The organism is Flavobacterium cryoconiti, assembly GCF_048158645.1.
GTDB lineage: Bacteria > Bacteroidota > Bacteroidia > Flavobacteriales > Flavobacteriaceae > Flavobacterium > Flavobacterium cryoconiti.
The window spans coordinates 38,932-50,729 of sequence record NZ_JBLNKW010000012.1; the positions used below are offsets into that span (position 1 = coordinate 38,932).

Here is an 11,798-nt window from a genome sequence, read left to right on the forward strand (position 1 = left end):
TACTGTTCTATAATTGATATAAAGCCTGCTTATGCGGGCTTTTTTATGAATTATTGGCTTCTAAATTATTAATTCCGATAATCACAAACTGTAATCTACAGTTCATTAAATATTCAAAAAAACGTTTGCTGTAACCCTAAATAAAAATTACATTTGCAGCAGTTTAACTTTTACACACAAAATGAAGCCTAACACACAACAATTAAACGATTTAACTATCCAAGTCAGAAGAGATATTCTTCGAATGGTTCACGCTGTAAACTCAGGTCACCCAGGAGGTTCTCTAGGTTGTACTGAATTTCTTGTAACCTTGTACCAAAACTTGATGGAACGCAAAGAAGGATTTGATATGAACGGAATTGGAGAAGATCTTTTCTTCCTTTCAAACGGGCATATTTCTCCTGTATTTTATAGCGTTTTAGCGAGAAGTGGTTATTTTCCAGTATCGGAACTAGCAACTTTCCGTTTGATCAATTCAAGATTACAAGGACACCCAACTACTCATGACAGTTTACCTGGAGTACGTATTGCATCAGGTTCTCTTGGACAAGGATTATCTGTAGGAATTGGTGCTGCACAAGCAAAAAAATTAAATGGTGACAACCATATTATTTACACGCTTCACGGTGATGGTGAATTACAAGAAGGTCAAAACTGGGAAGCAATCATGTATGCTTCTGCTAAAAAAGTAGACAATCTTATCGCTACAATCGATTTAAACGGAAAACAAATTGATGGTACAACTGACGAAGTTTTAGCAATGGGAAGTATCCGCGCTAAATTTGAAGCTTTTGATTGGGATGTTTTGGAAATTGAAAAAGGAAACGACATTGAAGCTATTATTGCTGGAATGAATGATGCTAAATCAAGAACTGGAAAAGGAAAACCAGTTTGTGTATTGTTGCATACTGAAATGGGTAACGGAGTAGATTATATGATGTACAGTCATGCTTGGCATGGTAAAGCACCAAATGATGCTCAACTTGACAATGCTTTAGGACAAAATTATAATACTGGAGGTAATTCAGACTACTAGGAAGTGTTCAGAAATTAGTGTTCAGTAGAATACTGCCAAAAATCTAAATTAGAAAATGAAAAAATATACAAATACAGGAAGTAAAGATACTCGTTCGGGTTTTGGAGCGGGAATGACCCAATTAGGTCAAACCAATGAAAATGTTGTGGCACTTTGTGCTGATTTAATTGGTTCACTAAAATTTGACGATTTCAAGAAAAATCACCCAGAGCGTTTTTTCCAAATTGGAATTGCTGAAGCAAACATGATTGGAATTGCAGCGGGTTTAACTATTGGAGGAAAAATTCCTTTCACAGGAACTTTCGCTAACTTTTCTACAGGAAGAGTTTACGATCAAATTCGGCAATCAGTTGCTTATTCTGAGAAAAACGTTAAAATCTGTGCTTCACATGCAGGATTAACTTTAGGTGAAGATGGTGCAACACACCAAATCCTTGAAGACATAGGATTAATGAAAATGTTACCGGGAATGACCGTAATCAACACTTGTGATTACAATCAAACTAAAGCTGCTACATTAGCTTTGGCTGATCATCATGGCCCTGCTTACTTGCGTTTTGGTCGTCCGGTTGTCCCTAATTTTATGCCAGCTGACGAGCCTTTCGTAATTGGAAAAGCAATTCTTTTAAACGAAGGTACTGATGTAACTATTGTTGCAACAGGACATTTAGTTTGGGAAGCACTTATTGCTGCTGAAGCTTTGGAAGCAAAAGGTATTTCTGCTGAAGTAATCAACATTCATACAATTAAACCTTTGGATGAAGAAGCGATTTTGAAATCATTGGCAAAAACAAAATGTATCGTTACTGCTGAAGAGCACAATATCCTTGGCGGTCTTGGCGAAAGCGTTTCAAGAGTACTAGCATTAAACAATCCTGCTCCACAAGAGTTTGTTGCAGTAAATGACAGCTTTGGAGAATCTGGAACACCAGAGCAATTAATGGAAAAATACAAATTGAACAATCAAGCTATTGTTGAAGCTGTAGAAAGAGTTATTAAAAGAAAATAATAATTCCTTTTGAAATAAAAAATCCCGTTACAATAATTTGTAACGGGATTTTTTGTTTAAACTAATTCTAAAATAAGTTGTTTTTTATCTCAACTTATTTTAGATATTTTATAATTTATGGATGACAAGTGGCATCTAAATAATTTTTCTTCCCTGAAGTACAACTTGGAATCTCTGCAAATGGATAAGGCAATCCAGTATCCGGATTTTTAATTTCCAGTTTAGTGGTGTAATTATCGCCATCATCATCTACATCTATAAAATTAGGAATTCCATCTCCATCAGTATCATCGAGATTTACTGTAGGAGTTGTAGGATAGCTAATAGTACTCCTAAAGTCATGCATATATCCATCACCGTTTAAATCTTCTAAATAAGATGGAACACCATCTAAATCCTGATCTAATCTGTTAATTTCAAACAATTTAAAACTAAACACTAAAGGAGCATAAGCAGGAATAATGCCGCTTCCTGAAGCATAATATGCCAATCCTGAAGGTATAAACATAACTCCGGCACCAAAATCATTGTGCGTTACAGTTCCATCAGCATTTGAGGTATAAGTACCTGATTTAAATTGTGGAAATATTTCTCCCCATCCAGTAATAGTACTAAATAAACTCAAAAAAGTTTGAGGATATTTGACTTCTTCAAATGGCGTTGAAGTTAGTGTTGCCACTCCTGATGTAGTGATACGTTCTAAATATTCTCCTTTATAAGCTGTTAAAACCCCATCCACATTACAAGGAGCTGTTCCTGTCCCTGTTCTTAAAACCAAATAATACATTTTATAGGTAACATCATGTAAACTTACATTTCTGGTTTTAAGCTCGTAATCTGTTTGATCAAAAATTGATTTTTGAGTTCCTCCAGTTGGTATCTTTGTAATAGTGATATCTTGATCGTCTGTAAATCCGGGATGATTTATAACGGTTATATAATTTGTTTTTAAATATTCTTCAATGTCAGTATTATCAGTGGCATATTGCACTGCATAATCTCTAAGTGGCTCAACTGTAGCGGTATCATTCTTCGAACATGAAAATAAAGAGATTGTTGTAATTAATAAAATAAAATAATACTTAAATTTGTTCATTATAGCTAATTTTTAAGTGCGCAAGATACAATATTGATTTATTTTTGTAAACTATTTAACTCCGATTTTAGAAAATTTATGAGAATAGACAAATATTTATGGTGCGTACGATACTATAAAACGAGAAACATGGTAACTGAAGCTTGTAAAAAAAATCATGTTACCGTAAATGGTCAGGTTGCCAAGCCTTCAAAGGAGGTTTTTCCTACTGATAAAATCACATTCCGGAAGGACCAAATCACCCAAATCATAACTGTTCTGGACATTCCCGAAAATCGTATCGGGGCTAAATTGGTAGATATCTACAGAAGAAACGATACTCCTGCCGAAGCCTATCAACATTTAGAACTGTTGAAATTATCCAAAGAGCATTATAGAAAAAACGGAACAGGAAGACCTACCAAAAAAGACCGAAGAGACATTGACGAATTTGGCAATGAAATCGTGAACGAGGAAGATGCAGATTAAAATACCCATTCTAAAATTTTAAAACTAAAACAATGAGCAAAAATATCATCTTAACAAATCAGGAAATTGAGCATAAAATAAAAAGAATTGCTTACCAAATCTATGAAACCTTTGTAGATGAAGAAGAAATTGTCATTGCCGGAATTGCAACTAATGGTTTTACTTTTGCAAAAAAAATAGCGCTTGTGCTTGAAACCATTTCTCCCCTTAAAGTTTCACTTTGCGAAGTGCAAATCAACAAACAGAATCCTGAATTACCAATTCACACTTCCTTATCAAAAGAACAATATGCCAATAAAGGATTAGTTCTTGTTGACGATGTTTTAAATTCAGGCACCACACTAATCTATGCTGTGAAACATTTTATCGATGTTCCTTTGAAAAAATTCAAAACAGCAGTCCTAGTAGATAGGAACCACAAGAAGTATCCTGTAAAAGCTGATTTTAAAGGTATCTCGCTTTCAACCTCTCTACTAGAACACGTACAAGTTGTTTTTGATGAGAACGGGGATAATTACGCTTATTTAAGCTAAAACTTCAACAATATCCATAACAGTCTCTTCGACTGTTTTATCATCAACAATTACCTTATATTGCGCTTGATTGTAATAAAAACTTCTATCGAATAGATGTTTCGCGATAAACTCTTTCATTTCGTCCTCGCTTTTATCAGCTATAAGAGGACGTTTGCTTTTATTATGATTCAATCTATTAAACAAAGTCTCTATTGAAGCTTTGAGATAGACAGATGTCACATTATCGCTTTTTAGTAATTCATGATTATTTGCATAACAAGGCGTCCCTCCGCCTAAACCTATAATTAAGTTATCAGGCGAATTTAATAATTCGACAAAAACTTCGTGTTCCAACTTTCTAAAATAAATTTCTCCATGCTTTTCAAAAATCGCATTTATTGACAAATTTATTTTTTCTTCGATCTTTTTATCTAAATCCACGAAAGGAATTTCGATAATTTTTGACAGCTTATTCGCAATTGTGGACTTCCCACACCCCATATAACCCAATAATACAATTTTTCTCATTTGAATAAAACCTTACAAATTAAGGTGTTGTGTGATTTTGTTAAAAAAAGACAAATTTATAATAAAATTGCTTGCAAAACTCCAAAATAAGTTCTTATATTTGCACCCGCATTCAAGGAAAGAATATGACTCGATAGCTCAGTTGGTAGAGCACATCACTTTTAATGATGGGGTCCTGGGTTCGAGCCCCAGTCGGGTCACAATTTTAGTGATCAACACATAATTTCCTTGAAGCATTGACTCGATAGCTCAGTTGGTAGAGCACATCACTTTTAATGATGGGGTCCTGGGTTCGAGCCCCAGTCGGGTCACAAAAAGGTTAAGTAATTTATTACTTGACCTTTTCTTTTTTAAGGCCACGTGGAGAAACGGTAGACTTGCCAGCTTGAGGGGCTGGTGCTCGCAAGGGCGTGTGGGTTCAAATCCCACCGTGGTCACTTTAAAATTAAAAAGCCTGTAAAGCATTGTTTTTACAGGCTTTTTATTATTTCAACTTATATTATTTATTGTAAATAACATAAAGATATTTATATATTTTAATATGTCCAATTGTAAAATTTGACATTGATACTATTAGTGTACCATATTTAAATGAGTTACAAAAATGCAACTATTATAGTAAATGGAGCATTTTCATTATTCATAAAAATGTAACTTAGCCCTAATTTCTAAATCTTCAATGTCCATAAATGGAAGCTTTTACAATTAGACCTTAAAATTAACTGATATATTTCCAAATAGAGTTTTAAATGAAATGGATAACCAGAGAGCGACCTAAAATTGACAGAATAGCCAGTCCTTGGTTAATAAAAATTTTTGTAGACAAAGAGGCTGAATTTATTTATGTCCCGTTCAGCGAGGTTTTGGATAAAGCAAAAAAACTAGATGCCATTCCATTTGATATTCCTAATGTAGAATTTACACATTACAAAGAGCAAAGTACCTTTGATTACATTGTAAAAAAATATAAAATTAAAGACCCTGCTATTTTAATTATGGCTGATATTGTTCGTGGTGCAGACACAGACAGACACGATATCGCAAAAGAGTCAGCAGGCCTTTGGGCAATTTCAGCGGGACTTTCCTATAACATTACGGATGACTATAAGTTATTAGAAACAGGAATGGTTATTTATGATGCGCTATACAGTTGGGCAACTCATTTACATAAACAAAATCATTTGCAAAATAGTCCTTTTGAAAATATGCTACATGAAGTGTATAATAAATTTTTAAAAGAGAAGAAAACAAGTACTAAGAAAACACCTGTTTGGGTCAAAGATTTAAAAGCAATTATTCAGGATCAAATAGACAGTCAATTTACTTTTGACCTGAAAAAAATTTCTAATGACTTAGAACTTAACTCTTCCTATTTATCAAGAGAGTTTTCCAAATATTTTGAAGACCTCAATTTTGGAGATTACGTTAGAAAATTACGAATTGAAAAAGCAATTACCCTTATCCAAAATTCCACCTATACCCTTACCGAAATAGCCTATATGACTGGCTTTTCAGATCAAAGTCATTTTACGAGAATATTCAAACAGAGTACAGGAAAAAACCCTTCTTCCTACCGAAAAAATTCTCAAAAAAGTAATCCAGATACAAAAGGTAAATAGCATACTATTTATACATCTTTAGCATCATTAGTTTTGTTACATAAATAAAAACGATATGATACAAATTAGATATGCAATTCTTTTTGCTTTGTTGGCATTAAATACCTCTGTTTTTTCTCAGACGACTTATCCAAAAATAACGGGTTATTTTGGTGTGGTTCATCCTATAGCAACTTTCAGTAAAGATGAAACTACTTTAAACTTTAGAGATTATTATGTCATTGGATTTCCAACAGGAATAAATATTTGGAAAAGCCCAAAAATTGGATTCTCTTTTGAAATAGTTCCTACTATAAAAGCAGAAGATGGGACGAGTAAAATGAATAGTTTGTTATTCCATCCTGGCATATTAGTAGCACTAGGAAACGGATACACATTTGCAGGGAGAGCCGCATTTGAAACTAATGGTAGGTATGGCATAACTCCGGTATTCAACAAAACTGTAATAAAAAATGCCAACAGCAGTTATTATGTTGCCATTCCCTTGCCTGTGAGGTTTGGCAATGAGCATCCAACAACATTTGCTATAGGTTTCCAATTTGGCATCGCATTTTAAAATCATTTTAAATTATGAAAGAGAACCCAATATACACTTTAAAGGATTTAGCATTTTATTTTCTAAAATTAGGGACAATTGGTTTTGGTGGTCCTGTAGCATTAGTTGGTTATATGCACAGGGATTTAGTCGAAGACAGAAAATGGATTTCAGAAGAAGAATATAAGGAAGGTTTAGCTTTAGCGCAATTAGCGCCCGGTCCATTAGCGGCACAATTAGGGATTTACCTTGGATTTGTACATTACAGTTTTTTAGGAGCAACTTTGATAGGATTCGCCTTTGTTTTACCTTCTTTTATAATGGTAGCGTTATTAGGAATAGTCTATCAGTTATACGGAGGATTATCTTGGATACAAGCTGTTTTTTATGGCGTAGGTGCAGCTGTCATAGGCATTATTGTAATGAGTTCTTACAAGCTGACGCTAAAGTTTATAGGTAAATTCAATTTAGTGTCTTTTAAAACGAATTGGTTACTGTGGTTGTTTTTTATTGTTGCTGTAATTATAACATTAGTAACGCAGCAGGAACAAGTTTTGTTATTTGTATTTGCAGGGCTTTTATATATGTTTGTCAAAGCTCCTCCAAAATGGTTTAATAGTAAAACTGTCAATTCTATTGTTCTATTACAAATAGGCTTTTGGAACTATGAAAACACCACTCTTATGAAAATTGCCATCTTTTTTGCGGAAGCTGGAGCATTTGTATTTGGTAGTGGATTAGCAATTGTACCATTTTTACACTCAGGAGTTGTAATAGAAAACCAATGGTTATCTGAACAACAATTTGTAGATGCAGTAGCTGTTGCCATGATTACTCCTGGTCCAGTTGTTATCACAGTTGGTTTTATAGGCTATTTAGTTGCAGGCTTTCCCGGAGCTTTAATTGCAGCTTTAGCAACATTTTTGCCATGCTATTTATTTACGATTGCTTTGGCCCCATCCTTTAAGAAAATAGCACAAAATAAATCAATCAAAGCCTTTGTGGACGGTATTACAGCGACAGTTGTTGGTGCATTAGTAGGAGCCGTTGGCGTAATTGCATCCAGAAGTATTTTGGATGTTCCAACAGCGTTAATAGCTATTACAACAATTTTTGCTTTACTTTATATTAAAAAAATTCAAGAACCCTATATTATTGTTGTTGCAGCAGTTGTGGGAATCATTATAAAATTAATAGTATGAACAGAAAAGATTTTTTAAAATCGAGTACTTTATTTGGTGCTGCAGCATTAGTTCTTCCTACTACCAATACATTTGCTAAGAATTTAGCTGACAATTCCATTGACAAACTGGTTGATGCAAATGGCAATTATATCCAACAGCCATTACCCTATAGTGAAAGTTTTTTAGAACCTTACATGGATGCCGAAACTTTGCATTTGCATTATACTTTTCATCATGGTGGAGCTGTAAAAGGAGCCAATAAAGATTTGCAAATGATAAAAAAAGTATTGGATGAAAACAATTTGGAGACCATTGATTTTTGGACAAAAAAATTGTCATATCATTTTTCCTCACATATACTGCATTCCATATTTTGGACAAATCTTACCAATAAACCTAACCTACCCAAAGGCAATTTATTAAAGCGAATAGAAAAAAGCTTCGGCAGTTTTGATAAACTAAAAATTTTAATTGCTGCCACTTCAAAAAATGTTGATGGCAACGGTTGGGGAATTTTAGCATATCAACCTTATAGTGATAGCCTTGTGGTTTTACAATGTGAAAATCACGAAAAACTCACTCAATGGGGAGCAATACCTATTCTAGTAATTGATGTATGGGAACATGCCTACTACTTAAAATATAAAAACAAACGAACCGATTTTGTGGATGCTTTATTCAATATTATCAACTGGGATAATGTAGCACAACGTTTGAATGATGCTGAAAAATTATAAAACTTATATTCCACACAAAAGTTTCAAATCCTTAAACAAAGGTTTGATTTTTTCAAGGTGTTCATAACACACAAAAAATGCTTCAAAATAATCCAAGCTTACTTGATTATTTTTGAAGCATTTTTATTTTCAAAACAAAACTTTATAAAAACAAAACTAATTAAAGCTTCTGCCCCCAAAACCTTTAAAGAGGCAAAAAATTAATAATAACTATTAGTTAGCCTAAAATTGATTTTCTTTCAGTCATTCAAAATAAATTACAATTCTATTCGTTAATGGAATAGCTGAAAGAATTGTACCTTTATAAAAAAGGTTCTGTTAATTACCTGAAAATTTACCCCCAATTTCAAACCTAAGTTATTTATGAAAAAACTAATCCTCATTACATTATTATTAAGCTCTTTCGTCGGATGGAGTCAAGACCCAATTGCTTATGATTTTTTTGATCAAGCATTAAAAAAAGCAGCCTCTGGAAATATCAAAGGATCAATAGATGATTATACTAAAGCGATCAAAAGAGATCCCTTATTTGCAGAAGCATACTTAAACAGAGCACTCTCAAAACAAAAAATAGGCGATATAAAAGGAGCTTTAGTTGATGTCAACACAACTATAAGCATTGACCCAAAAAGAGGAGATGCTTACACTACTCGTGCTGATATTAATTACAAATCAAAGAATTATAAAGGTACTATTGAAGATTGCACCCAATCTATTGTTTTAAACCCAAAAGATTACATCGCTTACAACCTTAGAGGACTATCCTACATTCATATTGAAGACAAAAAGAATGCTTGTGCTGATTTCTCCAAAGCCATTCAATACGGAAGCCAAAGTGCCACAAAAAACAAAAAAATGTTTTGTAAGTAATAATTTCGAAGCTTATTAAAAAAATAAAAAAAGCGCCCTGACACAGTATCAGGACGCTTTTATAATTTATATAAATAACTATTTCATTAATTGTTGCAAAGGCTTGAGTTGTTCTAAATCAATATTTGATTTTTGAATGACCTGCATCATAGTCATGATATTTGTGGGATTCATATCTTTGCCTAAAACCCGTATGACTGCAAAACCTGCTTCTTTTTTATTGGCAAAAAAAACAAACTCTTCGATATGCTCATCTGAACCTACATAGCTTACTGAAGCTCCTTCTTTTCCAGAACCAAATTTCATCAGCTGCTGGTATTTTTTATCTTTCAGAATCAGGCTTACTTTAGCACGCTCCACTTCAAATTGCGCTTTGTTTTTATCATTGAGTTTAAAGGCCAGAACATTCATCTTATCAAAAGATTGCAGTGCTGTTTTTTGTTCCGATGACAATTTCGTCTGATCTACATTCAATATACCCGGAGAAATATCTAATGCCAAAAAGTTCTTGTTTTCAGTATTTTCTACAAAGTATTTCTGCAATGTAGGTTCTTGATTGCAACTGAACAGAAACAAGCTAAAGAATAGCGCAATACTATAAATAGGTTTCATTTTACTTTCTACCTTTAGTTGCTTTTTTCAAATCATCTCCACCAGGAATTCGCATTTTGTCAGTAAGTACCGAAATTTCACTTAAATCAAAATCACCTGTTAATGACATTAAAACCGTATCATCATTTTTAGCACCTTCGATAAACATTAGCAACTCTCTTATTTGAGAATCTTTCGCACCTGATTTTACTAGAATTTTTATGTTCTTTCCGCTATCGTTGACACGCATTAACTCTTCCAGACCCGCTGATTTTATATATCTGTCAGCCGCAACTTTCATCTCGCCTTCCACTCTAGTACTTTTAGTGGTAAAAACTTTTAGGTTATCTAATTTTTTTATCAAATTAAGGTATTGTTGTGTCTCCTTATCCGAAGTATCGACTTTTACCTTACTCATTAAATCAAACATTTTTTTGTTGACAATGATTGAGGTTACATCATCTTGCCCGTCGAATTTATCGAAAGCTGCTTGAGCAAAAAATGGAGTTGAAACTAAAACTACTACTAACGTTATTATAAACTTTTTCATTTTTTATCTATTTATTATTGTTTAAAAATTAATTCTTTTGATTCTTGGTATTCATTAATGTAATATACACTTTCTATGCCAACGTTTACATGATTCGATAATAATGCTAATGCTTTTTGAGTTTCTCTAAGAGCAACCTCAGGATCATCATACGTTCCCAGATCTTCTTTTTTATTTACAGTATCATAATTATAAAACATGTACGTCCCAATTCCCAGCAAAACAACTACCGAAGCCGCAATAGACAACCACGCTATATACCGTTTTTTATCCCCGTCCCGAAACTTCGGAATCGAGAGTAATGGCGTTTCTTGCTTTAACATTTGCTCTTTTGGGAGAGAGAAATAACCAAACATAGGTTTGTATTGTTCTAGATGCTGCGCAACATCCGGCGAAGAAAAATAATTACGTAATTCATTTTCTTCGGCAATACTGGTTTCTCCCTGAAAGTATTTTTCTAAAAGTATTTCTATTTTATTTAATTCCATAGCTGTGCGTTTTTGTCATGCTTTCTCTTATCGTTTTCCTTGCTCTTGAAAGCGCTACGCGAATAGCAGTTTCATTCATGTTTACTATTTCCGCAATTGCTGCAAACTCATATTGTTCAATGTCCCTCATTTGTATTAATAATCGTTGTTGTTCAGGCAATTGGTTTATTATTCTTTCAACCCAATTCAGACTGTCAATATCTTCTACTTTTTTATCCAAACTTGGCTGACCATCCGAAAAATTATTATGGACTAATTTAATATTTCCTGCTCTTTTCGATTTCAATTGATCCAAACAATAATTTTTTGTCATTGTCATCGCAAAAGCTTCTATACTAATGAAGCCATCTAAACTTTTATTTTTATTCCATAATTTAACCCAAACTTCCTGAGTGGCATCTTCAGCTTCTTCAGTGCTTATGAGCAATCGCTTTGCCAGTCGAAAGACTTTGTCCTTGAATGGTGAGATTAGCTGCACAAACTCATTTTGGTTCATAAAGAGTATTTAATAAAGTGGTTATAGAATCAAGACGATTCACATTTCTTTTTGTTACAAAAAAACATAAAATAAA

Annotated in this window: 15 protein-coding genes and 3 tRNA genes; 12 read left to right on the forward strand and 6 right to left on the reverse strand. The window is 33.4% G+C overall.

The window, feature by feature from the left end; genetic code table 11:
• The first annotated feature begins 181 nt into the window (after positions 1 to 181).
• Positions 182 to 1,036, forward strand: a complete 855-nt coding sequence (locus ACM55H_RS15835) for a transketolase (protein ID WP_416837440.1) — start codon at positions 182 to 184, stop codon at positions 1,034 to 1,036.
• Between the two features lie 55 nt (positions 1,037 to 1,091).
• Positions 1,092 to 2,045 (forward strand): transketolase family protein, encoded by a 954-nt coding sequence (locus ACM55H_RS15840; RefSeq protein WP_416837441.1) that lies wholly within the window; start codon positions 1,092 to 1,094, stop codon positions 2,043 to 2,045.
• Positions 2,046 to 2,160: 115 nt separating this feature from the next.
• On the opposite strand, the gene ACM55H_RS15845 is transcribed toward ACM55H_RS15840, so the two are convergent.
• Positions 2,161 to 3,141, reverse strand: a complete 981-nt coding sequence (locus ACM55H_RS15845) for an FKBP-type peptidyl-prolyl cis-trans isomerase (protein WP_416837442.1) — start codon at positions 3,139 to 3,141, stop codon at positions 2,161 to 2,163.
• Positions 3,142 to 3,219: 78 nt separating this feature from the next.
• Here ACM55H_RS15845 and ACM55H_RS15850 point away from each other — a divergent pair, with 78 nt between their 5' ends.
• Entirely contained in the window at positions 3,220 to 3,609 is a 390-nt protein-coding gene (locus tag ACM55H_RS15850) for an RNA-binding S4 domain-containing protein (protein WP_416837443.1), read from the forward strand.
• Between the two features lie 32 nt (positions 3,610 to 3,641).
• Complete coding sequence (locus ACM55H_RS15855; RefSeq protein WP_416837444.1) at positions 3,642 to 4,142, forward strand: phosphoribosyltransferase family protein; 501 nt, start codon at positions 3,642 to 3,644, stop codon at positions 4,140 to 4,142.
• Here the strand turns inward: ACM55H_RS15855 and ACM55H_RS15860 are convergent.
• Positions 4,134 to 4,652, reverse strand: a complete 519-nt coding sequence (locus tag ACM55H_RS15860; protein WP_416837445.1) for a shikimate kinase — start codon at positions 4,650 to 4,652, stop codon at positions 4,134 to 4,136. The two genes, ACM55H_RS15855 and ACM55H_RS15860, sit on opposite strands and share 9 nt — an antisense overlap.
• A 127-nt stretch (positions 4,653 to 4,779) precedes the next feature.
• Between ACM55H_RS15860 and ACM55H_RS15865 the strand changes: the two genes are divergently transcribed.
• From ACM55H_RS15865 to ACM55H_RS15900, 8 genes are all read left to right on the forward strand, one after another.
• Positions 4,780 to 4,852, forward strand: a tRNA-Lys gene (locus ACM55H_RS15865).
• Between the two features lie 38 nt (positions 4,853 to 4,890).
• A tRNA-Lys gene (locus ACM55H_RS15870) sits at positions 4,891 to 4,963 on the forward strand.
• A 43-nt stretch (positions 4,964 to 5,006) separates the two neighbouring features.
• Positions 5,007 to 5,089 (forward strand) — tRNA-Leu (locus ACM55H_RS15875).
• Positions 5,090 to 5,401: 312 nt separating this feature from the next.
• Complete coding sequence (locus ACM55H_RS15880) at positions 5,402 to 6,271, forward strand: chromate resistance protein ChrB domain-containing protein (RefSeq protein ID WP_416837446.1); 870 nt, start codon at positions 5,402 to 5,404, stop codon at positions 6,269 to 6,271.
• Between the two features lie 55 nt (positions 6,272 to 6,326).
• Positions 6,327 to 6,827, forward strand: coding sequence for a hypothetical protein (locus tag ACM55H_RS15885; protein ID WP_416837447.1), 501 nt, complete (start codon positions 6,327 to 6,329; stop codon positions 6,825 to 6,827).
• Positions 6,828 to 6,841: 14 nt separating this feature from the next.
• Positions 6,842 to 8,008, forward strand: coding sequence for a chromate transporter (locus ACM55H_RS15890; RefSeq protein WP_416837448.1), 1,167 nt, complete (start codon positions 6,842 to 6,844; stop codon positions 8,006 to 8,008).
• Positions 8,005 to 8,727, forward strand: coding sequence for a superoxide dismutase (locus ACM55H_RS15895; RefSeq protein WP_416837449.1), 723 nt, complete (start codon positions 8,005 to 8,007; stop codon positions 8,725 to 8,727). Before ACM55H_RS15890 ends, ACM55H_RS15895 begins: the two co-directional genes overlap by 4 nt.
• Before the next feature lie 363 nt (positions 8,728 to 9,090).
• Positions 9,091 to 9,597, forward strand: coding sequence for a tetratricopeptide repeat protein (locus ACM55H_RS15900; RefSeq protein WP_416837450.1), 507 nt, complete (start codon positions 9,091 to 9,093; stop codon positions 9,595 to 9,597).
• A gap of 78 nt (positions 9,598 to 9,675) precedes the next feature.
• Here the strand turns inward: ACM55H_RS15900 and ACM55H_RS15905 are convergent, their stop codons facing one another.
• From ACM55H_RS15905 to ACM55H_RS15920, 4 genes are read right to left on the reverse strand one after another with little or no spacing between them, the layout of a single operon-like run.
• On the reverse strand, positions 9,676 to 10,209 hold the full coding sequence (locus ACM55H_RS15905) for a DUF4252 domain-containing protein (protein ID WP_416837451.1): 534 nt from the start codon (positions 10,207 to 10,209) through the stop codon (positions 9,676 to 9,678).
• A gap of 1 nt (position 10,210) precedes the next feature.
• Positions 10,211 to 10,738: a DUF4252 domain-containing protein gene (locus ACM55H_RS15910; RefSeq protein ID WP_416837452.1), complete on the reverse strand. Its 528-nt coding sequence runs from the start codon at positions 10,736 to 10,738 to the stop codon at positions 10,211 to 10,213.
• A 14-nt stretch (positions 10,739 to 10,752) separates the two neighbouring features.
• Positions 10,753 to 11,226 (reverse strand): hypothetical protein, encoded by a 474-nt coding sequence (locus ACM55H_RS15915; RefSeq protein ID WP_416837453.1) that lies wholly within the window; start codon positions 11,224 to 11,226, stop codon positions 10,753 to 10,755.
• Complete coding sequence (locus tag ACM55H_RS15920; protein ID WP_416837454.1) at positions 11,213 to 11,722, reverse strand: RNA polymerase sigma factor; 510 nt, start codon at positions 11,720 to 11,722, stop codon at positions 11,213 to 11,215. The genes ACM55H_RS15915 and ACM55H_RS15920 overlap by 14 nt, the downstream gene beginning before the upstream one ends.
• Positions 11,723 to 11,798 lie beyond the last annotated feature (76 nt).